Raw genomic sequence first — 23,878 nt, forward strand, 5'->3', positions numbered from 1 at the left:
GATCAGATTGACCGTTTTTCGATACAAGTCGTCATTTTATCGAAATTCTACACGTCAGGGCGAGGGATAGCATTTGTTTCATCGAGATGTCACCACGCGGAATAACGCGAGGGGCCGGGCCTCGATGGGACGACGAATGCTTGCCCATGGGAGAACGAAATGACGACGACGGCTTTGGACAGGATCGACATAAAGATCTTGAATGAACTGCAGCAGAACGCAAGTTTGACCAACGTTGAACTCGCTTCCCGTGTCAATCTCTCACCGTCTCCGTGTCTCGCTCGAGTTCGAACGCTCGAAAAACTCGGGGTCATTGACCGGCGAATTGCGGTGCTGGATCCCGCAGTTCTCGGCATCGGCGTTACGGCATTCATACAAGTAAAGCTTGAAAGGCAGGCCCAGCCATCACTCGAGAGCTTTACGCGTTCAATCGATCGCCTTGGCGAGGTGATGGAATGCTACCTGATGACCGGGGACAACGATTATCTTCTCCGCGTTATGGTGTCTGATATCGAAGCTCTTGAGGATCTCATCGTAAACAAGCTCTCGCGCTTAACCGGCGTTTCGAGCATTCGCTCAAACCTGGCGTTGAAGCGGATTTCCCACAAGACGGTGCTCCCTATCGACACGAACCGACCAGTTCAGGTCAAATCGTGCAGCTCATCTTCCAGGCGCCTCGACAGGCCCGCCAAACAGCAATACGAGGCCTCGCCCCAGGCGCGGATCGATGGCGGCATGAATCTGGAGACTTCGCGGATTTTGCGGGGTGACGGGAAGTACCCCTCAAGCCTCCCCTAGACAAGGGCGCAGAGAACAGTCTCGAGCTTGCGCTCGTTGTTCGTGCTTTGCTCCAATGCACGAAGATCGAGTACCATTCCGTGTTCGACCGTGCGGGCGCGGAACGCGACGGTCAAAAGCTGGCCGCCTGGAGAAAGGCTCCCGCGCGAAGCGCGAGAGCCCATTATCCTGGCCTAGTCTCCCGGATTCCAGATCAGGAAGAAGCCGTTGTCGTCGCCCAGGCCGGCGGCTCGGCCAAGGTTGGCGTAGAGCTTGCGAGACCCAAGTTCGGGTGCCGCAAGTGACAGGCTGACGTAGTCCTTGCCGCTGCTTTCGCCGCGCCGGATCCAGCCGGCTCCGATCTCGACGCCCTGGGCGAGGATGCGGAAATCCGGCTGAGACTCAGCCGACTTGCCGCTGTTGGGAACGATGTCGATGTGGGCACGGATCGACAAGGTCTTGAGCTCGCCCCTGAAGCCACCGTTCTCGTTGCGGGTGACGAATCCGATTGCAGTCATGGTCAGTCTCCTTCATTGCCGCGGGGCCGATCCCCTGCGATGGCGAGACCGTCATGGGAAGCGAGACGCCATTTGAACCCGCCGGGGCGAAGCGCAGCGGCGCACCCGAGAGAGCGACTTTTTTGCAACGAAGCGACCGCGAGGAGCCGGCTTGCCGGCGGGGAAAAAAGAAGCTGGGGAGGGTTTCAGATGGCGAAGCGCTTCCCATAGGTCGTCACGTCCACAAGCAGGGAAATCGTCCAATGAGGAGCCACAGGGCCGACATCCGCAATCGGAGACATCGAACCGAGCGTCTCAGCCGGCGCGTCAGGCCAATGCACTACCTGTCAAATCTACCAGTATCGATTGGACACCCAGCCCGGTAGAATCGCGCGAGGCATATCAAGCAACCGACGAATGTCATCGAGCGGTGAGACTATCGGTATTAGCCAGCGGATCAGAGAGGGAGCCGATCGCCTCACTTAAGCGAGCCGACTTCGCTCGCGTGAATAAGGAGCAGGCATCAGCCAGTCAGAGCAGTGTTGGCCCCAAGAGCGGATGGAGCATATCGCGAAAGTGATCGATATCCGCATCTAGGACGATGTTGGCGCGCCTGCCCCATTTATTCTTCGCAACCGCCCTAGCCTGCCCAAACCGCCGTTTATCGCAATTGAGCTGCCGTCCTCGAGTTGATTGTATGTGCCGATGGGCACCGATGACCTCGAGAGGTCTAGTTCGCGTGGAAGAACGCCTCCTGGCCGTCGGGCTGAGCGGCGCGGTACTCCTGATCATTGCGGGCGAGCACCAGCGGGTCCGATCCTCGTCCGACAATTCAAGGCTAGCACACGCTTCAACGAACCAGAAAAGGAGCAATGGCGTTCGCGTCAAATTCGATCACCGTTAGCGCTTCGCAGGATGCGATCTCGCTAACATGGTCGAGTTCTCAAAATGCCGGGAGAACATTGGCCCGCACGATCCTCTCCGGCTTTCTGTGGCAGCGACCGTGGCGTTCCCGGATGGTTCGATGACCGCTTCCGGGCTACGCCGAGAGAACGCTCGCGGGCGGCTCGTCATCGAGCGCATCGCGGGCAAGGACTACACGACACTTTTTCATATTGAGCGAATGAGGGAATTATGCCGCGTCGAAGCAAGGGGGCCAGGCTCCAGCTCAAAGCCGCCCGACGAGACAAGGCCGGCCGGATCACCCACAGGGCCACGTGGATCATCCGAGACAATGGCCGGGATATCGGCACAGGTCGCGCTTCAGATGAAATTGCGGCCGCCGAGCAAGCGCTGAAGGATTACATTGCCTCAAAATACACCCCCAAGCGCAAAGCCCAGGATATTGAATCGATCCCGATCGGCGATGTGCTCTCGATCTACCTCGATGCCGAGCTCGCCAAGCTCCGCGACCGATTCAAGATCGCTGAAGACCAGGAAGAGACAGTTCCTGGCATTCGCAAGTTCAAGAAGCGCATCGGACGGCTGAACGATTGGTGGGGGGCCAAAATGCTGGCCGACGTCGACGGCGAGCAGTGCCGTCAATTCGCAAGGGAGCGCGGCAACAAGGGAGGTGCGAGGCGGGATCTTGAAGACCTGCGCGCCGCCATCAACCATCACTCTGCGGAGGGTTACCATCGGGGAATCGTCAAGATCACACTGCCGGCAAAGGGCGAGCCTCGCGACAAGTGGCTCACGAGATCCGACGCCGCGAAGCTGATCTGGACCTGCTGGCGGTACCGCGAGATGCAGACAATGGCGCGGGGCCCCCTGAGAGGCCAGAGAGTCGCGACAGGAAAACGGCCCTTACGGCACCTGGCGCGATTCATTTTGATCGGCGTTTATAGCGGCTCCCGCGCCGGCGCGATTGCAGCGGCTTCACCCATTACGGCGGTCGGCCGCGCGTTCGTCGATTTGGAGCGCGGCATTTATTACCGTCGCCGCCAGGGTGACGCAAAGACCAACAAGCGGCAACCGCCAGTGCCGATCCCGCCTCGCCTGCTTGCCCATCTCAGGCGGTGGCATCAGATCGACCATCACGCAAAGCACTTCGTGGAATTCAACGGAAGACCCGTTATCTCAGTAAAGACAGCTTTCAAGACCGCCGTCCGACTGGCCGGCCTCGGCGCGGGCATTTCGCCTCACACACTCCGGCATACGGCAGCGACCTGGCTCATGCAGCGTGGCGCCGATCCGTGGCAAGCGGCGGGCTATCTGGGCATGTCGCTTGATGTTCTGCTCAATACCTACGGCCATCATCACCCCGATTATCTCGCAGACGCCGTCGAGAAGATCGCCAAACGAGAGAGGAAGGTCGAAGCAAGCCGCGGCGGTCTAATGGGTTCCGTGCTGCCACTGCGCGGATAGAGATGTGATTTCACGTGACTTGGATCGGTAGGGCGGGCGGGACGAGGACTATCAAGTTCGTCTGACGTCCCTGAAGCTTTTCTTCGCGGCGGAGCGAGTGTCAGTCAATCCCAATTGATGCACAAGCACTTCTGACTTACTTAGGTCGAAACCTACCGTTTGAACTACGATCGCAGAGACGATTATCTCTTCAGGTCTGCAATGCCATTGATGGTCGCGCCGCACACACTGCGTGCTAAGCCTTTATTCCAACGGCAGCGCCCGCTGACCAACGCGGCAGGGTCGCCGCTCACGGACAGCCACGTTTGTGTATTATGACCGGTCTCGCCATCGATCAGTACGCCGGCGCCGCCCCTCCCTGCCCAGCCGGTGTCGGCCGCGTTGCTCCGGGCACGCGACCAATTTGGCGCACAAATTGCGCAAACGGCGGAGAGAGTGTCAGTCGATCCCCCTTTATCTATAAGCTATTTTTCGCTCAGGTGGAAACCTACTACCCTTGCTACTAGCAATATGCTCCAAATCCGGCCCGATATCGGCTACTCCGTGAGCGATCCCCCCGACTTGCCTCGAACAAGACGTCTGGCTTGTCGGCGAAACGTGTCCGAACGCGAAAGGCGACCCTTCCGGGTACGAAAGCCTGTAGACCATCAATGGCAAGATCGCCTGACCGCGTTCGCGAGCGATACGCGTCGGCATCCTGTGGCGAAATCCGGCCGATCGACTGGCAAGTGCGATCAAGATCGGCATAGGTGACGAGGAAGTCGCCGTCGTCGAACACCGTCGAAACAATTGCCTCCGGATAGATATACTTCAGGCCAAATTTGGAGATCAGCCCGAGCTCATCATTACGGATCAGTGGGTTTGCCTGGATCAGCACATGAACAGTGGAATGCCAGTCGTGGCGGAATCCGCCAGCTGCAATCTCGCTCGTCACAGCTCCACCTCCAAGATGTGGGTTGCGCTCGAGAACCAGAACTTTGCGCCCTGTCTTGGCCAGGAAAGCCGCCGCGATCAAGCCGTTATGCCCCGACCCCACAACCACTACGTCATATCTATTTGTCATCACGGTCTCCTTGTGCTGCTCCGCTAGCGCCCTGCGTCTTCGCGGAATATCGCTTCTTCATCGTCACGGACGCGGGTAGCCATGGCTTGGGTGGCCGAAATGCCCCCGATCACAAAATCGACCATCTGCGCCGGACTGGGCCTCGGCTTGTTTGCGCACTGGGCGATAAATTGGGGATCGAAGAAGCGCACCATTGCCGAAACCACGCAGAGCGCCGTCATCATCGGGTCTGCCGCCTTGAACTCGCCGCGGTCCATGCCATCGACGAGCACCTTACCGACGGTCACGCCGATGAACTTGAGGTGAGTTTCACAAGCTTTCCAGTCCTCCTGCATGGCGATGGCGACCAACTGATGAAGCTTAGAGTCGTCGAAATGACGACGCTTGTTGAGGTGGTGAATCGCCATGAGCAGCTCGCGCAGCCGCTGGGTAGCAGACAGCGGCTTTTCGGCAATTGCGGTGGCTGCTCGCTCGATCTCGCGCATCATCCGGCACGCCACCGCCTCGTGTATGGCCCGCTTCGATTCGAAGAAGCGATAGACGTTGGCGGGACTCATCTTGAGCGACCTGGCAATGTCGGCCACGGTAATTTTCTGATAGCCGATCTCGCGGAACAGTTGTTCGGCAGCCATGAGGATCCGCACGCGGGTCTCATCCCCAGTGCGGTCGCGAACCATTGTCATGGCGTTGCCTTCGCCGAATTCGCTCTGCTGTTTCGCAGCAATCGGCAACATACCTGCGAGGAATTAGACAGACGCTGCGCGCGAGTCCCTCTGGACGGCCGGTCAATGGAAGACCGAACCACCATCGACGGCAATGACCTGCCCCGTGACGAAGCCCGCGTCCGGGCTTGCAAGGAAATAGATCACGTTGGCGAGGTCGATCGGGTAGGCGTTGCGCTTGATCAGCCGAGTCGCTATCGCCGCCTCTGAATAGGGACGCAACTCAGGCTTCGCCGCAGCGTTCTCGGAGAGCGTGAACCCGGGCGCGACGGCGTTGACCAGGATGTTGTCCGGGGCGAATTCAGTCGCCAGCGCGCGGGTCATCGAGATGACGGCTCCCTTGCTTGCGACATACTGCATGAGCCCGGAAGTGCCCTTGAAGGCAGTTCCCGAGCTGAGATTTATGATCCGCCCCGAACCTGCGGCGCGCATGTGCGGCGAGACTGCACGGCACATGCGAAAGATGCCGACGACGTTCACATCGTAGACGCGAAGCCAGTCTTCGGCGGTCTTCTCCTCAAACGGCCCGGGCTTGAGCCCGGACGCGATCGCGGCGTTGTTCACTACGATGTCGATACGGCCGCATCGCTCCATTGCGGCTGTCACTAGCGCAGCTACGCTGTCGTCCCGCGAAACATCGGCCGTCACGGCGACAACGTCGAGGCCCCTGGCGGTCAAATCGGTCGCTGCTGCCTCGTGCCCCTTGATATCGGCGATAATGACGGTTGCCCCCTCCTCAGCCAACCGCTTGGCAGCCGCGAATCCGATACCGGTAGCCGCCCCGGTTACGATGGCGCATTGCCCCCTCAACTTCATCTGCCTCTCCTTGCGAATCCTCGTTGGTATTATATCGGGGGACCGCGTTGCGACGTCGCAAGTATCGCGATCCTCGGTGAGTGAGCTCGGCAACCCTTCTTGTTTTCGAGGCATGCAGACAGCTGAGTGCCCCCACACTCTCTCATGCATCGCGCGTGTGTCGAGCCGCGTTTTCGTTCTCAGGCGCGACCGCCATATGGAAGGTCGCTTCGCCTGAGCGTCAGGAGCAGTCCCATCGAGACGACGAGTACGGCGATCGACGTTCCAAAAATGGCGGCGGCGGAAACGTCTGTGACCAGCGACACGCCTATGACCGCCGGCCCTGTGGAGAGACCGATGCCCGTCGCCAGCGTGATCAGACCGTAGATCGCGCCGTAGGCGCGGAAACCGAACGCGCGTGAAGTCAAGTATGCTGCAACTGCGTATTCTGTGCCGATTCCAAAACCAAGAAAGGCCGCTGACACGCTCAACGCAATCGGCCCGGTGCTCGTCAGGAGCAGGATGAATGACAGCGTCGATACGGCCGCGATTCCGATCGTGATGTGCGGTGCGAACCACCGATCGAGCACGAAGCCAAGCAGTAGCCGGCCGACGAACATGGAAATGCCGATCACCGACATGATCGCTGCCGCCGTCTGCGGGGCGGCTCCCTCCCGGCGAAGAACGACCGGAAACTCGACAGCCATGCCGCCAAGAACCGCCGACATCAGCAGGAAGATCGCAGCTATCTTCCAGAAGCGAACCGTGCGAAGCGCCTCTCTGACGAGAAGTCCTGGCGCCTGAACCTGATGGTCCTGACTGGCGGCGGTCGATGCAAGCGGGGGATTCTTGAGCAGCAGAAGCGCGGCAAGGAAAATGACGCTGCCCGCTGTAGCGCCCATCGTCATATAGGCATGACGCCAGCCAAGGTATGCGATCAGCTTGGCTGCATAGAGGGGCCAGACCGCGATGCCAATGGCTCCGCAGCAGAACATGATGCCCAAGGCGAGACCCCTGCGCTTGTCGAACCAGCCGGTCAGCGCCTGCGCATACGAAATCGGCGAGCCTGCGAAGGCGAGGACAAACATCACCACGGTGAGGACAGCGAAACTATTGGGGCTATTCGACGCCCAGCCCAATAACGCGATGCCGAAGCCAAACGCGGGGCCGCCGACCAAGGCCAGGGGGCGCACGCCGAACCTGTCGCTCAACCGCCCGACCAGCGGCGCGGTGCAAGCTGCAATCAGCGCGGCTGGTCCGATCGCGGCGGCCACCGCCGGCGCCGACCAGTGCGTATCGGCAATGATCTCGGGAACGAATACGCCCATCGTATAATAGATCACGGACGGTATGCCGCAAAACATGCACAGACTTGCCCCGATCAGCACGCCCCAGGCGCGATCGTAGGGAATAGCGCCCACCTTTTCGGCCAGCGATGGACGTGACGCCGCGTCGAATCCCAATGCGGCAGGCCCCGCGCCTGCCAGGATATGCTTCGATCTAGTCATGGTTTCCCCCTCTGCGCGGCCTGTGCCGCTGTTTTAAGCAAGCGTTAACGTGCGGAACCCACGTCGCGCCGCGTGGTCCCGCCGGGTCAGTGCGATCGTGTTGTCACTTGCAATAGCGCGGAGGCATTTCCGCCAGTGATCTTTTGACGATCCTCCATCGACAAGCCCTTAACCTGATCGAGCAGATGGAACGCGGTGGGATCACCAAAAGGAAAATCCGAGCCAAGCAGCAGGCGATCGGCGCCGACATGCTCGATCAACCGCGACAGTGCGGCGGGGTCGTAGACGCAGATGTCGTAGGACATCCGCCTGATGTAGTCGCTAGGAAATCCCCGGATATTGACCGTGCTGTCCGGCATGTTGGTGACGTTGCGGTCAAGGCGTCCCATGAACAGCGGCGCATAGCCGCCTCCATGGGAGATGACGATTGCAACGTCGGGATGACGCTCGAGCACGCCCTCATAGATCAGCGAGGCGATGACCTTCGTCTCCTCAATCGGCTGTCCGACCGAATTCCACAGGCTGTACCGTTGGAACCATGGATCGCGTACGCCGTCGGGATGGATGAAGGTGACGAGATCAGCCTCGGAAGCAATGCGCCAGTAGTCGTTGAACGACGGATCGCCGAGATAGCAACCATTAACGTTGGCCGGCGCATTGACCACACGGAACCCAAAGCGCGTGCGGCAGCGCTCAATTTCCGAAAGCGTTGCTTCCAGGTTCTGGAATGGCAAGACAATCGAGCCGATGAACCGATCGGGATAGGACGAGACCCAATCGTTCATGGCGTCGTTCATCATCGCACAGAGACGAGGCTCCTCATCCGGCCTTGCCCAGAAGGTGCCTTGCACCACAGTGCTCGATGACAGCACATGCACGTCGATCTTGCGCCGGTCCATCTCGGCCACGTGAAGATCGGGCCGCAGCATGAGCTGGAAGAACGCATCGGCGCGCGAACCCGGCGGTCGGGGACGCGGTGACGTCGCTCCAAAGCCGGTCAAGACGACCTTATCCTGCGAAATCGACGCGAGCTCCGGATGCAGGATGTGGGCGTGAAAATCAATCGTACGGCTGTTCGACATGCTGCTCTCCCGTCGGCTACTTATTGAATGCATTGCGGACGGCGGCCGAGCGCGAGCGCTTGATGACCTGCAGAGCACACCAATCGCGTGGCCCTTTCGGACCGATTGCGGAACGCCGACACATTTGTCTCGCGCCCATTTTTCCTCCTCTTGCGGCAAGTCGACTTGCCTTATTGAGCCGATCGATATCAGCCCGCTTCGAGCGATGACCAACCGGCTATCGGACATAATTCCCTTATTAGGGAATTATGTCCGATGTCCACATTCGTTGTCAAGAAGTGGCTGAGGGCGATGCGCGCACGAGATCGCGGACGTCGTACACCACGACATCCGTCGTGACAGTCTTGTTTACGATCGCGGTCATAAGTGACTGGTCGCGCGTCGCGGCAATCGTCACAAACAAACGTGAATCGTCAGCCACGCAACAGGCGATCGGAAAGCCCGTCCCGGTGTCGACGCTTGTCAGAATCTTCCCATCGCGCACCAATCCAACCGAATGTCCCGCGAGCGTGGCCACCCAGATGCCTTCTTCGCTCGCCCAAATGCCGTCGGGCCGGGCATTGGGCCCAAGAAGCGCTGCGATATCGGCGACAGGTCGACGTTCGTGCAGGTCGCCTTGCGCATCCACGCGGAACGATGTCAACCGCTGCGCCGATGTCTCGGCGACCACCAGCCTGCGCTCGCCGTCCGTGAAAGCGAGTCCGTTTGGAAAGTGAAGGTCTTCGGCGACGACGCGGCTCGTCCGATCGGAGCCAACGAACAAGAGGCGGCCGGGTCGGGGCTGCTCGCAGTTTGCCGCAGAGAACGCAACATCGTCGACGTACAAATTTCCATTTTGGTCACCGACGAGGTCGCCCAACGGACCGGGCGACAATGAACTAAGATCCGCGTATGTGTCCCATTGCGCCCCCGTCCAGACTCCGATCCGCTTCTCGTGCATCATGGCAGCGACGAGCCTGCCGTCAGGGAGAAACCAAAGGCCGTTCGATACGGACGGCGTTTCAAACGCCCTCCACTTCCCGCCAGCGCCTGTCCATAGTCGGGCCCCTTGAGTATCCGACACCCACAACGCGCCATTTTGCCAGCGCGGCCCTTCCCCCCATTTCAATCCCGAGGCGTACAACGTCATGCCATGGCCTCCGCGCGAAACAACCGCTCCGAAAGCTTTCTTGTGGCAGCGACCAATTCCTCTGGACCCCTGCAAAACGCATAAGAGTATCTATCGGGACGAACGATTGCCGCGTCGGCACCGTTGGCAGCAAGCCATTGATTGACGCGGTCGCCAGTGCCGGGCGATACGACAGCGCCCAGGCGGGACCAAAGCGAACGCGTGGCATTGTCGACCGCTCCGATGCTGTCCTTCGCCCCCAGGATGACGAAATTGTATCCTGTGACGTCGTCAAGGCGGGCACCATCGCTCGATCGCGGTTGCGGCGCCAGTTGACCGATCGAGCTTGTCGGCTCCTCGACAAGTCCTGGACCAAGAGGTGGACGCATTCGGGGGATGACCTGAGGCTCCGCAAGCGTGGGAATCCCGTCGCCGCTGCCAAATCCCTCGATAAGATTGGATTGCCTGGCAGACTCGACGATGTAGGGACGGACGTGGGCCGCCCTCTCCGTCTCATACGTATCGAGAAGGCTGGGACAGCCTCCCTTCACGACGGATGCCAATTTCCAGGCGAGGTTCAGAGCGTCCCTGAGCCCGGAGCACATGCCCTGGCCCAGCATCGGCGGCATCTCATGCGCTGCGTCGCCCGCAAGGAGCACCCGTCCATTACGCCAGCCCTTCACAAGTCGGGCATGCCATTCGTAGGTATCGGTACGCATGATGCGATAGCCACCGGGAGCGATCCATGGACTGAGGAGTTTGTAGATCGATGAGGGGCGCTCCAGTTCGTGGGCGGAGTCTCCGCTGCTCAGCATGAACTCGAACCGCAGCATCGGAGGAAAGATCGGCACATAGGTGAGCGGCATTTCTTGCTTGCAAACGATGAATCCGCTGGTGCGAGGCAGCCCGTCCGGATGCTCGAACGGATAGATGTCGATTATCAGCGAGCGCTGAGTCCCTTTGAGATCCTCGACCTCTGCCCCCATGGACCGGCGCACGAACGAACCGGCGCCGTCACAACCAGCCGCGTACGCCGCACGCATGACCCTGGTGTCGCCGCACTTGCGATCCCTCAAGCTGAGCACGACCCCTTCATCCGTCTGGCGGAGATCTGTGACCTCCCAGCCAAATAGAAGATCGACGTTTGGATCGCTGGCCAAGTCACCGCGCAGTTGTGACTCGAAATCGGGCTGATGAAACTGGTAGTCGCCCTGCCAGCCCTGATCCGACTCTTCCTCGGAATGGGCGAACGTGAGAAACGGCGTGCCATCTCGTTTACGCAACGTCCATCCCGACATTCTCAGGAAGCGTCGTTCCATTGCGGTAGCGCCAACAGTCTGCAACGTCCGCATCGTTTCGTCGTCGAGGTGGGTCGCCCTCGGATGCTGGCAAACCAGCCTGTTTGGATCGATTGCCGCAACACGAATACCCTTGTTACCAAGCAGACGGGCGAGGACCAGGCCTACCGGCCCACACCCCACAACAGCTACGTCGTACAGTTCGCCTTTGTGCGCATCCACCTCGGTGTCTCCCTAGAATGCTTCAATCAACGCTGAAGTCGAACTCGAAACGCGTGCCCCAGGTGTTGAACGTGCCCGGCTGCCAGACTTTCGGCTTTTGCGGCAAATCTTCGTGCCATGGTCGCGGCTCAAAGATTCCGATATCCGGCAGCAGAACGTCCATGTCCGTATAGAGCTCGACGATCGTTCGATCCGGATCGTGATGATAGGCTGCAAAATTGTGACCCGCCGTATGCCTTGCCGGACCCCACAAGGTCGAAATGCCGGCCTTGGCGAGAAGGTCAGCCGCCTGACAATGATGGCTACGGTCCTGGACCTGAAATGCGATATGATGAACCCTGCTTCTGTCGGCTTGAATGACGTTCACGACGTGATGATCGGGATTGCACGTCAGGAAGGTCGCGACATCCACAAACCAGTCCGTGGTATGAAAGCCGAGCGACTCGGTAAAGAACTGCACGACCTTGCCTGCGTCCGGCGCCATGATCGCCACGTGGCCGAGACGGACCGGCCTGATGCCCTTTTCGGAGAACCCTGGCGCCGACATCGTCATAGCGCTGAAGAGTTGCAGCGGAATCGATCCCGACGGCGTCACCTCGATCAGCTCCGAAACGCCCGGACGAGCGTCCTTCTTCCAAAGAACCCTGTGGCCCGCGCCTTCGAGGTCCTTGGCCAAGTCTTTCAACGCCACGTCCTGATTGACCTGCAACCCGATGCACGACAGCGCCGACGCACTGGCTGGTCGCAGTGCGACGTTATGGTGGTCGAGTCCGATGCTCAGATAGGCTGCGTCTGCGCTCTCCTCAACCTGGCGCAGACCGATCACGTTCTCATAGTATTCCGCCTGACGTCTCACATCCGGCGTAGCGAGCTCGATGTAGCCAATTCGAAACACTTTGGGCATCACACCTCTCCATATCTGCAGAACTCAGCAGGCGCGGTCAGTTCGCGGTTTCGCCGTCGACCCGTTCTGGCACCACAACGTTTTCGATGAAGCCGATGCCTTCAATTTCCACGCGCGTGCGGTCTCCGGCCTTGAGGAATATGGGCGGTTTCATCGCCGCTCCGACGCCGCCAGGCGTCCCGGTGAAGATGAGATCTCCAGGCTCCAGCGTCATGGCCCGACTGAGGTATTCGACCTGCTCGAATACGTTGAATACGAGATGACGAGTATTCGAATGCTGTCGGATCTCGTCATTGACGAGACACTTCACATCCAGTCGATGCGGGTCTCCGATCTCGTCGGAGGTAACGATCCATGGCCCGAACGGCGCGTGCGTGTCGAACGATTTGCCGACGCACCATTGCGAACTATGCTGTTGCCAGTCACGGACAGAGACGTCATTTCCAGCGCAGAACCCGAATATATAATCGCGAACGCGCGCAGCACCGACGTGCCTGGCGCGGCGACCGATCACAGCGACGAGTTCGGCCTCATAGTCGAGCAACGACGAGACAATCGGCAAATCGATAGGATCGTAAGGACCGGTGATGCTGGTGTTTGCCTTCGTAAACCAGAGTTGCCGCTCGGGCGTCGCTAGCCCGGTCTCCGCGATGTGATCCGCGTAGTTCAAGCCGATAGCAAGCACCTTGCCGGGACGTGCGATCGGCGCGAGGACCTTGACGTCCGGTAGCGGAATTCGAGGCGCCACGTCGAGGCGCCTGACCACAACATCTTTCAGCGCGTGCCATCCCTCGATCAGAGGGAGCAAATCGCACGCACCGGCGGCCACATCCGTCAGATCAACGATCGCTTGCTCGGTCAACGCGCCGACACGAATGCGATCCTGGTGCTTGTATCTGAGAAGCTTCATTCGTGCCTGTCTCCGAAGAAAATCAACTTGCCGATGAGCGGCCCAGCATGAGACCGGCGTAGCCACGCGCCTTGATCGGCCATCAAGCGCCGTGGATGTTCGTTTCCGGCTGTGGCCGGCGTGTGGGTCAAAGCGCGGTACCTACGGACAATCCCCTCCCCCTCTTCGCGGCTCGACGCGTGACGATGCGATTTTTCACGGGAATCCCGGTGGACCAAGTCGTCCAGGCCATCCCAAATCGCCCACAAGGTCGCCGTCAATTAATTCCTCGATAGAGGAATTATTAGTTTCTTGCCATGAAGGCGACAAGAGTGTCAAGAGACATGAGCAGTGCGAGCCGATCCAGTTCATATGAGCAAGAAGGCGACCAAGCAGCCCAAGACCCAGCGCCGGCAGGGGCGACCGCCGAAGGATGACTCGCAGGCATTGCGAGAGAAGATCATCGCGGCCACGCGGGACTTACTTCGAACGAGCCCGCCCGACGCGATATCCCGCATCGATATCGCACGGGCGGCGAAGGTCGATCCCGCCCTTATCCGGTATTACTTTGGAAGCAAGGACGACGTGCTAAGCGCGGTCGCGCTGACGTTCATGGACGATTTCAGGAGGAGCGAATACGAGGTTCCTCCCAGTGGGGACATTCAGGATCTCCTCGATCAAGTCATGACCGTGATGATGAGAATCATCGAGAGCGTTCCCTACATGCACGATCTCCTGGTGAGAGAAATCGGCCGACTCAGTGCGCCCGCTGGATCCAAGATGAGAGATGCGTTTGTCGATTCCCCGACGGCTCGAATTGAACAGGCCATCCGCACTACGGATAGCATTCGAATGACGCGGCGGGAGCTTCAGTTCTTTCGCATGATGGTGATTGCCATTTGCGCGTTCCCAATTCGCGAACAAGGATTCGTCCAGCAATTCTTCGGCCGCGAGCGGTTCGATGCCGAATTGACGAAAGAGTACGGCAAGTTCGTCGCAAGGATATTCGCACAGGGCATGAAGCAGCGATCGAACTAGCACGGATTGACCGCACTGCATCGCTCAGCCGCCCTCGAGCGGCGCCTAGACAGAGTCGCGTGTTGCCTTGCCGCGCGCAGCGAATTCCACAAACCAATTGAGTGAAACCGGATCCGCCATGGCATCGGTGCTTGCGGCCCGCTCCAACGGTACCCCCATGACCACCTTACGCACAGGCACTTCCATCTTCTTGCCCGTCAACGTGTAAGGGATGGCAGGTGCCTGGTGGATTTCATCCGGTACATGCCGAGGACTGGCATCGGCACGTAGCTTGTCAACGATTCGAGCTTTCAAGCCCCCATCGAGTCCTAGTCCCGCCTTCAGGGCAACGAATAGCGGCATGTAGAATCCGCCCCCGGGCATCTCACAACAGATGACCAATGCATCGGCGATTTCCGGTATCTGCTCCAACACGCGGTATATTTCAGCACTGCCAATACGAACGCCGAAGCGATTGAGCGTCGAATCCGACCTGCCATAAACATACGCGCTTCCGCGAGAAGTTATCTTTGCGAAGTCCCCGTGACGCCAAATATCCGGATACGTGCTGAAATAGCTGTCATGGTAGCGAACGTCGTCTGCATCGCCCCAGAAGAAGAGCGGCGCGGATGGAAAGGGTTTGACGACCACCAGCTCGCCAACGTCATCGACCACCTCTTCGCCGCTGTCGTTCCAGACTTGGACATCGATCCCCAGCGCGCGCACCTGGAGCTCGCCGGCATTGACCGGAAGCGTGGGATTTCCGGCGAGAAGACTGCTGCAAAGCTCCGTACCGCCGGACTGGGACGTTACCCAGAGATCCCACCGGACATTCTCGTAAATCCAACCGAACGTTTCGGGTGTAGAGGGGGCCCCGCCAAGTATGACGGTGTCCAGCGCGCGCAGATCAAAGTTGGCAGCCGGACAGACATTCTCACTCTTCATTGTCTGGACAAGCGTGGGACTGGCACCGAATAGCGTAGCTCCCGTCTCGTCGGCAATTCGCCAAAGCGCGTCGGCACCTCCATGAACCGGGCTGCCGTCATAGAGAATGGCGGCCGCGCCCACAATCAGCGCGGCCATGACCGCGTTCCACATCATCCAGCCGGCGGTGCTGTAAAAGAACATCCTCTTGCCAGACCCGAGGTCGCAATGGAGAGCCATCGCCTTCAGATGCTCGGCGATCATTCCCGCATGGCCATGAACGATAGCCTTTGGTAGTCCGGTCGTTCCGGATGAGAAGAGTATCCATAGTGGATGATCAGACGGCACCCGTTCGTACTGGAAATCCGCTGCCGGAATCTCTGGCCCGGATAGTAGTTCGGTAAACTCCACGATGGGGGGCTTGATCGTGACATCGCGATCAAGACCAAGGTACGGAAGCCAGATGAGGGTCGTTAGGCTCGGTAACGCGTTTGCGATCGCGGCGATCTCGGTTCGTCGATCGAACATGCGACCGTTGAAATGATAGCCGTCCGCAAAGAACGCGACTTTGGGCTCAATCTGACCGAAGCGCTCAAGAACCATCTTAGAGCCAAACTCCGGCGCCGCGGACGACCAGACTGCTCCGATCGCGACGGTCGCAAGCATGGCCACCGCCGTTTCCGGAATATTTGGCATATAGGAAACGACCCGATCACCCGGCTCGACGCCGATTTGGCGCAGCCGCGTTGCCAATCGGCGTACCTGCCGCCCGAGTTCACTCCACGTCATCGTCATGACGGGGCGGACTTCCGAACAATAGACCAGCGCGGCTTCCTCGGAAGTCGCGACGCCTTCATGGCGCAGAAGGTGCTCCGCGTAGTTGACACGCGCGCCCAGGAACCAGCGAGCCTTGAACATGTCGGTCCCATGAAGCACTTCCGTTGGAGCATCACCCCAGATTTCGAAATAGTCCCAAATCGCGCGCCAAAAGCTGTCGCTTTCTGCGACGGACCAGCGCCAAAGCTCGTTATAGTCAACAAATGTCAGGCCCCGCTCCCGGTCAAGCCAGCGCAGAAACTTGGTGATTTGAGCTCGATCTATCCGCGCGCTGTCGGGCGTCCATAGCAACCGCCCCGCCCTCAGTTCGCCGCTTGGATCTTGCGCAATTCCGGAAGTCATCTTCTAGCGCCTTACTCTCTGGCTAATTCACTACTCGCGGTCGTCTCATCCGGTCGCCAGGACTCGATGATAACGGCCCCAAACCGTCATCGCCCAATCGACCCGGCGGGGCATCGCCGGGTCGATTGGGGCAACAGAGACCAAATTTCTACTTCATGAAGAAGGGCCGGCTGGTTGGCATGGGCTCCTGGTCTGGAGCCCAGATGCGATAGCGCAGGGTCGCGGCCACGCTGAACCCGTTTGGAACGGAGGAGAGATTGACCGGCCCTCCGGACGTCGCCCCCGATGTCGCCGTATAGATTTGTTCCGTGGCCCATACCTGAAGCTGTGCAGGACCAAAATCGTAGCCGACGAGAGCGCCGAGCGCGATCCGATCATAGCGGTTGGAGTTCAGGATCTTGTAACCGTAGAACGCGCTCGATTTGTCGCTTGTTATCTGCCCAACGTAATATCCCACCGGACCGATGGTCCACCGATCGATTTGCTTTGTTGCCGTGAGGTCGACATGGAAGATGTTGCCGGTGGTGTAGTTGGTCACGGCATTTGCCGTATTCATCTCGTTGTAGAAGTTTGCCGTCAGATTCCATCCGTTCTTCAGGTAGGACAGCGACAACTGCGGAATGAACGTCCAATACGGCTCGCCGACATTGCTCAATTTGGCGACCCCGGTTTGAGTGCCATCCGGCACATACATGCCGAAGCCAACCTTCGTAAAGAAGCCGGTATCTCCGAATTTCCAGCTCAGTTCGATCGGCGCAATATAGGTGTTGTACATGCCGCTTGCCTGGACGTTCACCGGGCTTCCGACGGTTTGCATCTGGAACGGCAACGCCAGCGCCGCATCATAGGTAGCGCCGAGAAATGTCCAGCCTGGAACGAACACAAAACCTTGGGTGACGGCGCCGACTTGCAGGCCCGTGTTGTTGCCAATGACATTAGTCACCGGACCGGCGATATTCGATTGCAGCGTACTTACGCGATCGAACCCGTAGATGCCTGGCGGTGGCGCCGCCGCAGCCGTTCCGATGAACAACCCAGGCATGGCCACGGCTGAACTTGCTTCGTATGAATGCGCAGGTGTCGTAGACAGCGCGACGAATCCCGCGACAACAAGTGCGCAGCTCTGCTTTAGCATTGTCTTTCTCCTCCCTAATGTCACGACGTTTGCCGCAACGCCAAAAATATACTCAGGCATTCGTCATCGCTCGCTGCGCACACCACCCGACCCCGCAACTTCAACGATGCCCTACAGTGTCATCGCACTAAGCCGACGACGCTCACTTTGAGGGAGCGCCAAGCGCGCATCAGCTCCGATGCAAGCCCGCGATGGGCCAATCAAAGCCGTGGCGCGTCAATCCGCGCGACTTGTCTTCATTCAAGTCAGAATATCGTCATCGTTCTGCGTCCCTCGCGGCTGGGCCGATGGGATGCGCGAACGGCATAGTCTTCAATGAGACGTCATCTTGTCCCCCTCCAAGCGCCTCTCCTACCAATGCGATCTCGCGATCTTCAGCAGGATCGAACCGATCCCGCGCGACCCTCCTGCTTGGGGTCATCGCTTATGGCTGCCTGGTCCGCCCAACACATTTCGCGTCTCACGACACGACCTATTTTGCGCAAACCGACGCAAGTCTCATCTGAGCACCGCGCTTGACATTCGCGCGCTCCGTCGCTTCAAATTATTTCCTCATGCGAGGAATTTCTTATATTCGTACCCACGGGGGCTGCGGGATGTCAAGAGGCATGAAACTTGATGAGAGCGCGTGAGCGAAACGACGAAGAAGCGATCAGCCGCAGCAAGGCTCCCTGCCCCACAGGGACGCCCAATCAGAACGGCTCCCAGGCTGCGCGACACGATCGTAACCGCGACGCGCGAATTGTTGCTGACAGCGACGCCGGGCTCCGCCTTGCGCATCGATTTCGCGCGTGCGTCGGTCGTCATGTACGCCGGACGGAAATTGGGAGAACCCCTGCCGACGGAGCTCTTCGCGCATGCGCTACATCTCTACACCCGCGGGTTGCTCGCTGCCTCGCCACAGTTGAGTGACCGTCTACACTACCGTGAGGCTGCGTTGACGGAAATCCGCGGCACCATTGCTTCTGGTCGCAGAGCTGGGCTGTCCGTTCTTGCCGCATCGTTCGATCAGGACGTCGGCTTGTTGCATCTCCCAAAGCGGAGAATGACATTTCAGATCTGCCGATAATTTCCAGCAGAGCAGGAGGCTGTTGGTTCGCACGGCGTCACCCCCGCTTACGTTCAAACGCTACGATCGTACGTACGAGATCGTAGAAAATCGAAGCCTGGCGCGCAGAATCGTGCAAATGCGGAGAGAGTGTCAGTCAATCCTCATTGAAAGATAGAGAATTTTCGACTTTTGTAGGCCAAAACCACCAATTCAACTACGTGTATGAATGAAATTTTCGGGTGCCGCGAACGTCACCGCCAGGATGAGGTCTCGACCGGGAAAGGCCTCGGGAAGTGAGAGGGCCGCGGCGAGACTGACCACTCCCCGAATCCCCGCCCAACTCATGATGAAGGGCACGGATAGCGGAGGATAGGGATCCCGCGCACGGAGCATGGGGATCAACGCACGAGGAATGTAAGTCGTCGGAAAGATCCAGGCGAACCTCGCGACGATCACGGCTGCGACGATCGCCATGGTTGAGGGCAGGAGCTCGAGCAGGGCTTCTGATCCGCCGAGCCTGATCAACAGGCCGCGGAGCGAAAGGCCTATCGGGAAGAAATCAGGGATTCCAGCAGAAAGACAACGACACCCCAGACCGCCGCCGATCGCGTGCGAGTAACGGCTGACAGGAGATCATGCTGACCCCACCCCATAACCATGCCGCACGAGACCGTGGACGGCACTCCGGAAACGCCGATCTTCTCCGCCGCGATATACGAGATCCACGCGGTCAGGAATCCCCAGACGACGGAGAGAGCCCTGCATCGTCGATCCGCCTGAGGACGAAAATTGATACGTTGGCGAAAGCAACCTCCAACGCCACTCCGCCGGCTGCGAGCCAGGAAAACTGAAGCACAGCATGGGTTGGGCTGAATGTGCCTGTTAGCGTTGCGGCGACCGCGAGCTGAAAAAGAACCAGCCTGGACGCGTCGTTCAGGCTACCCCAGCTGGATACGGCAGAATCTGCGTTCCACTTTGCACGACACAGAGGATCAAGTCGTGCGACTACCGCGTTTGGTCCCAAAGCGATACGCGGCGAGCAGGCGGGCGCCATGGTGGGCGCTCCCGGAAGAGCCGAGTCGATTCGGGATCGCCTGATCTCATCGAGATTGGGACAGGCGGACAATGACGATCTCGATGCCACAGTGCCCGAAGGTGAAGCCAGCGATCTCTTCAGCTAGGGGACAGGCTGCTTCGATATGCGCCCGCAACGAGGAGCCGCTGACGGGAACTGGTTCGCGGCGCGATGTCCGGCTCGTAACCACTGGCGAGCCTCGCATAATGATCCGCGGAAATCCTAGCGGGGCCAGCCACGCCGGAAGCGTGAGAACTCAGAAAGAATCGTGGACCCTGTCGAAGTGGGTTTGGATTTTTGTCCTGAGCATGGTCTCCTCTAGCGCATGGGCGGATTCGATCTGCCCCTCGCCGCCGCCCTATGCGCTGCTGCGTCAGGATGAAGACTACAGCTATCTTCGTGATTCCGGGTGCAAACGCGATTTCCTAGACCCCATCAAGTTCATTTCTTTGAGTCCTCAAAAAGACCAGTATCTAACGCTGGGCGGTGAAGTTCGGGAGTGGTACGAGGGATTTAGGAACGCCAATTGGGGGGTGGGACCACAAGATCGCGACGGTTACCTCCTTCAGCGCATTTCAACTTACTCGGATTGGCACTTAGGAGACGGGATCCGGCTCTTCGGGCAACTTTCCAGCGCGACATTAGATGGACGCAACGGCGGGCCCCGCCCGGTGGATGAGGCTCAACTGTGGCTGGAACAGGCGTTTGCCCAGTTCGACGTACCGGCCTTCTCGAGCGCGGATATTACGGTCCGCCTTGGGCGGCAGGAGTTTCGATTCGGCTCTGGTAGATTCGTGGACGTGCGCGATGGACCGAACGTCCGGCGGGCATTCGATGGAGTCTCGGCTGTCTTGGATATCGGCGGTTGGCACGCAACCGCGCTCGTCACCCGACCGGTACTGAACCGACCGTCCGTGTTCGACGATCCGTCGGACACCCGCACGACGTTTTGGGGCCTCTACGCGACTAAGGCGGTCTCTTCAATGGGTGGCGGCCTCGATCTGTATTATCTGGGCATCAACAATCGCCAAGCTACCTTTGATCGCGGCACGGGGGACCAGCAGCGTCATACATTCGGCGCGCGGGCTTTCGGGTCGATGGGAAATTGGGATTACGATTGGGAATTGACATATCAGGCCGGCAGTTTTGCGGGTCTTCCGTTAAGCGCCTATTCTTTCGCCACAGAAACGGGCTACACCTTCAAGTCCATACCTTTCGCGCCCCGCGTGAGTCTGAAAGCGGCGGCGACGAGCGGTGACGGCGGCCCGGCAAGCGGAACATTCGGAACGTTTAGCGCTCTATTCCCCACCGGAATCTACTTCGGTCAAGCTGCAATCGGCTTGAACGGCGCTCCCAATCTGTTGGCGCTGGGCGCCACGTTCAAGGCCAATCTATCGGACTCAGTTCAGCTGGGAATTGGCTACGACCTGTTCTGGAGAAATAGTCTACACGACGGCGTCTACGGGTTAGCTGGCAATTTGCTTCGGACGGGACAGGAGAGCCGCGAGCGCTACATCGGAGACCAGCTTTCGGCGTCGATCGTTTGGCGAGCCACCCGGCACGTAGACGTTTCGCTGGCCTATGCCTACTTTTTCGTTGGACCGTTTCTGACCGCGAGCGCGATACCCGGTCGCGACGTCCAATATGGCTCGGCCTACGTGAGATTCAAGTTCTGAAGGAAGCTCAGACCAATCGCTGTGCTGCTCCGATGCCGTGATGTAGTGACTGCCACAACGACTTCGTCGTCCTGCACCTCGACCAGCCTTACACAGGACTTTCATTACGCTGCGTATTGGAGAGGAGCTCGACGGATACGGCGCCGACCGACCCACTGCCGGCGCGAAACCATCAAAGTTCACAGAGGTTAGTAGTGACAAAAAGTTTCCCTGTACTTACGCCGACTGAAAGAAAGGCCATCAACGTAATCACACGTGCGGACACGGCGTTGGCTGCTGCGGTCTCTATGGCTTTGAAAGAGGCACTCAAACAGGCTACCGAAGACATGCGAGCAATCGATCAGGGAGACGCCACGCCGGTGCTGGAATATTTTGCAGGCGTCGTCCATCAGCGAATGTATTGCCTGATGTGCGGTGCAGATCCGGACACTTTCGAAGGAGGCGATCCGGATATTGCCTACCACGTCATCCGAAACAGTCAGAACATCGCCAGGCACTATTGGTTTGCGGACATCGAGCCCTACCCACCCAAAGAGTAAAGGGCTGTCTTATGACAACCGGCACAGGCTGTTCCAGGCGCGACTCGACAGACGCTGCGTCGCGACGCTGGAATAGAGATGTCATCGCATCGAGGACCAGCGCCTTGTCTCGCTGGGGCCAATCGTCGGCGATGCGGTCGGGCGGCCGGGTGACAACCAAGGACCTGTCATCCACATGAATTGACTACTCGGTAACGTAGCAAATGAAAGGACTTGGCAGCGGTCGAAGTCCTGGGTTCCCAATTTCTGGAAAGAGGGGATGACGAGACTAGCCCAGCGGACACCCTTCGCAAGGCATGGTCCGGACACCCGCCACCCCCTTCAATTTACTTCGCCGCGCTTGGTGCCGGAGTGTTGAGCAATTGCTGTTCCCACATATAAGCGATACCGCTGCCGGCGAAGTGCTGGATGAGAATCTCGGTCAACTCCTCGACATGCACGGTGCGCGCCCAATCGCGTTGCCATTCGCCGGCGAGCGCCATCACGGTCATCACGTTCGCTCCGGCTGCGATCATTCGCTGAATTGCAACTTCGTGAGACTCCTTCGAAATCCCGCCCGACGCGTCGGTAATCACGGTCACGTCCCAGCCTTCGCCGGCGGCCTGGATGACAGGCATTGCGACGCAGACCTCGGTCCACAGGCCCGCGATGATCAGCTGCTTGCGGCCGGTCGCTTTGACGACGTTCACCACATTCTCGTCCTGCCAGGTGTTCACCCAGGTACGATCGATGACTTCTTGGTCCGGAAATACGTCGGTGATCTGCTTAAAGAGAAGTCCACCGCGCGCCGCGATCACGCTGGTGAGAATGGTCGGAACGTTGAAGGCTTTTGCCAGCTTCGCCAGCGCGGTCGTGTTGTTGACCACAGCTTGCGGATCGTGGCTGTTCAAGTTCGTGAGCTGATAGGGCTGGTGATCGATCAAAACGAGCACCGAGTCTTCGGGACGAAGAAGCGACGCGAGGCCGTTGCGAAAGGTCATGAATATCCTCTGCTGCCATTAGATGAGCTGATTTGTGGGAAGACATGCGTCGCCTGCGACGATGTCCACGTGGACACTGCCATTCCCATTTGCGATACGGTAGCGCTTGCCCTCGCCACACTGTGTCGCAAAAGCAGGAACGCTAAAATTGGACATTGAAGAACTGCGAACATTCGTAGAGGTCGCTGATGCCGGCGGCGTAACACCTGCTGCGCGCCGGCTCGGCGTCTCCAAGTCGATCGTCAGTCGGCAGCTCGCTCGGCTTGAAGCAGAGCTCGGGGTCCAGCTGCTCGCACGAAACACTCGCGGCGCCGCTCTGACAGAGGCGGGTTCCACATTCCGAGATCACGCCGCCAGAGTCTGCGCCGAGATCGATGTTGCCAAGGAAACGATCTTACCCGCCGGTGAACTTCGCGGCCGCTTGCGCGTCGCTGCACCGCTTACCTTTGGCCCGACTCATCTTGCTCCGGTGCTCGCCGAAATGGCGCGACGTTACCCTGAGCTTGGCATCCACACCTGCTACACTGATCGCTTCGTAGATCTCATCGCAGAGGGCTATGATTGTGCGATACGGCTTGGCCATCTTCCGGACTCTAACCTAATCGCAAGGCGCGTCGGACCGATCTATGGGAAGTTAGTTGCTAGTCCGGAGTATATCAAAGTGCACGGATCGCCCGAAACACCGGATGAACTCCTCTCTCATCAGGCTCTCATGCAGGGCACTGAAACCTGGCAGCTCATGGATGGTGAACAAACCGTCACGGTTCGACCGCAGGGGCGCTTCAAAGCCGACAACGGCACAGCTCTCGTCACTGCCGCCATAGCAGGACTCGGCATCGCTTATCTCCCCGAGGGGCTGATCCATGAGCATCTGGCCTCTGGCACGCTTGTTGCGGTCATGATCCGGTATCCGATACGTCCGGCGGGCGTATTTGTCGTCCGGCCACCAGGTCAGCATCCCGCTCGCAAGATAAGAATCCTCACCGAAATGCTGATCGAGTGCTTCGGAAAAGCTCCTGACGTTGTCGGCACTGCAGCTGTCTAAGCGGATCACTGAGCCGAGGTGGGTA

At 59.1% G+C, this 23,878-nt stretch carries 20 protein-coding genes; 6 read left to right on the plus strand and 14 right to left on the minus strand.

Going from position 1 to position 23,878, the window contains the following annotated elements; translation table 11 throughout:
- Positions 1-159: 159 nt before the first annotated feature.
- A complete protein-coding gene (locus AC1VNY_RS19155) occupies positions 160-798 on the plus strand; it encodes an Lrp/AsnC family transcriptional regulator (RefSeq protein ID WP_482406371.1) in 639 nt (212 codons plus the stop codon).
- 173 nt (positions 799-971) lie between these two features.
- Here AC1VNY_RS19155 and AC1VNY_RS19160 read toward each other — a convergent pair whose 3' ends face one another.
- Positions 972-1,295: a DUF736 domain-containing protein gene (locus tag AC1VNY_RS19160; RefSeq protein WP_482406372.1), complete on the minus strand. Its 324-nt coding sequence runs from the start codon at positions 1,293-1,295 to the stop codon at positions 972-974.
- A 1,113-nt stretch (positions 1,296-2,408) separates the two neighbouring features.
- On the opposite strand from AC1VNY_RS19160, the gene AC1VNY_RS19165 reads away from it, so the two are divergent.
- Positions 2,409-3,641, plus strand: a complete 1,233-nt coding sequence (locus AC1VNY_RS19165) for a site-specific integrase (RefSeq protein WP_482406373.1) — start codon at positions 2,409-2,411, stop codon at positions 3,639-3,641.
- A 502-nt stretch (positions 3,642-4,143) separates the two neighbouring features.
- On the opposite strand, the gene AC1VNY_RS19170 is transcribed toward AC1VNY_RS19165, so the two are convergent.
- The 9 genes from AC1VNY_RS19170 to AC1VNY_RS19210 form a co-directional block, all read right to left on the minus strand.
- Positions 4,144-4,704, minus strand: coding sequence for a phytoene desaturase family protein (locus AC1VNY_RS19170; protein WP_482406374.1), 561 nt, complete (start codon positions 4,702-4,704; stop codon positions 4,144-4,146).
- Between the two features lie 23 nt (positions 4,705-4,727).
- Positions 4,728-5,387, minus strand: a complete 660-nt coding sequence (locus AC1VNY_RS19175) for a TetR/AcrR family transcriptional regulator (protein WP_482406418.1) — start codon at positions 5,385-5,387, stop codon at positions 4,728-4,730.
- Between the two features lie 102 nt (positions 5,388-5,489).
- Positions 5,490-6,242 (minus strand): SDR family NAD(P)-dependent oxidoreductase, encoded by a 753-nt coding sequence (locus AC1VNY_RS19180; protein WP_482406375.1) that lies wholly within the window; start codon positions 6,240-6,242, stop codon positions 5,490-5,492.
- Between the two features lie 179 nt (positions 6,243-6,421).
- Positions 6,422-7,729, minus strand: coding sequence for an MFS transporter (locus AC1VNY_RS19185; RefSeq protein ID WP_482406376.1), 1,308 nt, complete (start codon positions 7,727-7,729; stop codon positions 6,422-6,424).
- Between the two features lie 86 nt (positions 7,730-7,815).
- Positions 7,816-9,039, minus strand: a complete 1,224-nt coding sequence (locus AC1VNY_RS19190; RefSeq protein WP_482406377.1) for an amidohydrolase family protein — start codon at positions 9,037-9,039, stop codon at positions 7,816-7,818.
- Positions 9,040-9,082: 43 nt separating this feature from the next.
- A complete protein-coding gene (locus AC1VNY_RS19195) occupies positions 9,083-9,940 on the minus strand; it encodes an SMP-30/gluconolactonase/LRE family protein (RefSeq protein ID WP_482406378.1) in 858 nt (285 codons plus the stop codon).
- Complete coding sequence (locus AC1VNY_RS19200) at positions 9,937-11,439, minus strand: bifunctional 3-(3-hydroxy-phenyl)propionate/3-hydroxycinnamic acid hydroxylase (RefSeq protein ID WP_482406379.1); 1,503 nt, start codon at positions 11,437-11,439, stop codon at positions 9,937-9,939. Before AC1VNY_RS19200 ends, AC1VNY_RS19195 begins: the two co-directional genes overlap by 4 nt.
- 22 nt (positions 11,440-11,461) lie before the next feature.
- Positions 11,462-12,343, minus strand: a complete 882-nt coding sequence (locus AC1VNY_RS19205) for a VOC family protein (RefSeq protein WP_482406380.1) — start codon at positions 12,341-12,343, stop codon at positions 11,462-11,464.
- A gap of 37 nt (positions 12,344-12,380) precedes the next feature.
- On the minus strand, positions 12,381-13,253 hold the full coding sequence (locus AC1VNY_RS19210) for a fumarylacetoacetate hydrolase family protein (protein WP_482406381.1): 873 nt from the start codon (positions 13,251-13,253) through the stop codon (positions 12,381-12,383).
- A 351-nt stretch (positions 13,254-13,604) separates the two neighbouring features.
- Between AC1VNY_RS19210 and AC1VNY_RS19215 the strand changes: the two genes are divergently transcribed.
- Positions 13,605-14,270 (plus strand): TetR/AcrR family transcriptional regulator, encoded by a 666-nt coding sequence (locus tag AC1VNY_RS19215; RefSeq protein WP_482406382.1) that lies wholly within the window; start codon positions 13,605-13,607, stop codon positions 14,268-14,270.
- Between the two features lie 45 nt (positions 14,271-14,315).
- Here the strand turns inward: AC1VNY_RS19215 and AC1VNY_RS19220 are convergent, their stop codons facing one another.
- From AC1VNY_RS19220 to AC1VNY_RS19230, 3 genes are all read right to left on the minus strand, one after another.
- Positions 14,316-16,352, minus strand: coding sequence for an acetoacetate--CoA ligase (locus AC1VNY_RS19220; protein WP_482406383.1), 2,037 nt, complete (start codon positions 16,350-16,352; stop codon positions 14,316-14,318).
- Between the two features lie 148 nt (positions 16,353-16,500).
- Positions 16,501-17,547, minus strand: a complete 1,047-nt coding sequence (locus AC1VNY_RS19225) for a SphA family protein (protein ID WP_482406384.1) — start codon at positions 17,545-17,547, stop codon at positions 16,501-16,503.
- A 1,201-nt stretch (positions 17,548-18,748) separates the two neighbouring features.
- Positions 18,749-19,063 (minus strand): cation:proton antiporter domain-containing protein, encoded by a 315-nt coding sequence (locus AC1VNY_RS19230; protein ID WP_482406385.1) that lies wholly within the window; start codon positions 19,061-19,063, stop codon positions 18,749-18,751.
- Positions 19,064-19,819: 756 nt separating this feature from the next.
- On the opposite strand from AC1VNY_RS19230, the gene AC1VNY_RS19235 reads away from it, so the two are divergent.
- Together AC1VNY_RS19235 and AC1VNY_RS19240 are read left to right on the plus strand one after the other, a co-directional pair.
- Complete coding sequence (locus tag AC1VNY_RS19235) at positions 19,820-21,289, plus strand: alginate export family protein (protein WP_482406386.1); 1,470 nt, start codon at positions 19,820-19,822, stop codon at positions 21,287-21,289.
- A gap of 194 nt (positions 21,290-21,483) precedes the next feature.
- On the plus strand, positions 21,484-21,828 hold the full coding sequence (locus AC1VNY_RS19240) for a hypothetical protein (protein WP_482406387.1): 345 nt from the start codon (positions 21,484-21,486) through the stop codon (positions 21,826-21,828).
- Between the two features lie 326 nt (positions 21,829-22,154).
- Here AC1VNY_RS19240 and AC1VNY_RS19245 read toward each other — a convergent pair whose 3' ends face one another.
- On the minus strand, positions 22,155-22,808 hold the full coding sequence (locus AC1VNY_RS19245; protein WP_482406388.1) for a hydrolase: 654 nt from the start codon (positions 22,806-22,808) through the stop codon (positions 22,155-22,157).
- A 148-nt stretch (positions 22,809-22,956) separates the two neighbouring features.
- On the opposite strand from AC1VNY_RS19245, the gene AC1VNY_RS19250 reads away from it, so the two are divergent.
- Entirely contained in the window at positions 22,957-23,853 is an 897-nt protein-coding gene (locus AC1VNY_RS19250) for a LysR family transcriptional regulator (RefSeq protein WP_482406389.1), read from the plus strand.
- The last annotated feature ends 25 nt before the right edge of the window (positions 23,854-23,878 follow it).

The sequence above is a fragment of the Bradyrhizobium ferriligni genome, assembly GCF_056837965.1.

Coding starts and splice junctions, on each gene's coding strand:
- AC1VNY_RS19155 (WP_482406371.1), top strand. CDS start 160: ATGACGACGACGGCTTTGGACAGGATCGACATAAAGATCTTGAATGAA.
- AC1VNY_RS19160 (WP_482406372.1), bottom strand. CDS start 1,295: ATGACTGCAATCGGATTCGTCACCCGCAACGAGAACGGTGGCTTCAGG.
- AC1VNY_RS19165 (WP_482406373.1), top strand. CDS start 2,409: ATGCCGCGTCGAAGCAAGGGGGCCAGGCTCCAGCTCAAAGCCGCCCGA.
- AC1VNY_RS19170 (WP_482406374.1), bottom strand. CDS start 4,704: ATGACAAATAGATATGACGTAGTGGTTGTGGGGTCGGGGCATAACGGC.
- AC1VNY_RS19175 (WP_482406418.1), bottom strand. CDS start 5,387: ATGACAATGGTTCGCGACCGCACTGGGGATGAGACCCGCGTGCGGATC.
- AC1VNY_RS19180 (WP_482406375.1), bottom strand. CDS start 6,242: ATGAAGTTGAGGGGGCAATGCGCCATCGTAACCGGGGCGGCTACCGGT.
- AC1VNY_RS19185 (WP_482406376.1), bottom strand. CDS start 7,729: ATGACTAGATCGAAGCATATCCTGGCAGGCGCGGGGCCTGCCGCATTG.
- AC1VNY_RS19190 (WP_482406377.1), bottom strand. CDS start 9,039: ATGTCCGATAGCCGGTTGGTCATCGCTCGAAGCGGGCTGATATCGATC.
- AC1VNY_RS19195 (WP_482406378.1), bottom strand. CDS start 9,940: ATGACGTTGTACGCCTCGGGATTGAAATGGGGGGAAGGGCCGCGCTGG.
- AC1VNY_RS19205 (WP_482406380.1), bottom strand. CDS start 12,343: ATGCCCAAAGTGTTTCGAATTGGCTACATCGAGCTCGCTACGCCGGAT.
- AC1VNY_RS19210 (WP_482406381.1), bottom strand. CDS start 13,253: ATGAAGCTTCTCAGATACAAGCACCAGGATCGCATTCGTGTCGGCGCG.
- AC1VNY_RS19215 (WP_482406382.1), top strand. CDS start 13,605: ATGAGCAAGAAGGCGACCAAGCAGCCCAAGACCCAGCGCCGGCAGGGG.
- AC1VNY_RS19220 (WP_482406383.1), bottom strand. CDS start 16,352: ATGACTTCCGGAATTGCGCAAGATCCAAGCGGCGAACTGAGGGCGGGG.
- AC1VNY_RS19225 (WP_482406384.1), bottom strand. CDS start 17,547: ATGCCTGAGTATATTTTTGGCGTTGCGGCAAACGTCGTGACATTAGGG.
- AC1VNY_RS19235 (WP_482406386.1), top strand. CDS start 19,820: ATGATCCGCGGAAATCCTAGCGGGGCCAGCCACGCCGGAAGCGTGAGA.
- AC1VNY_RS19245 (WP_482406388.1), bottom strand. CDS start 22,808: ATGACCTTTCGCAACGGCCTCGCGTCGCTTCTTCGTCCCGAAGACTCG.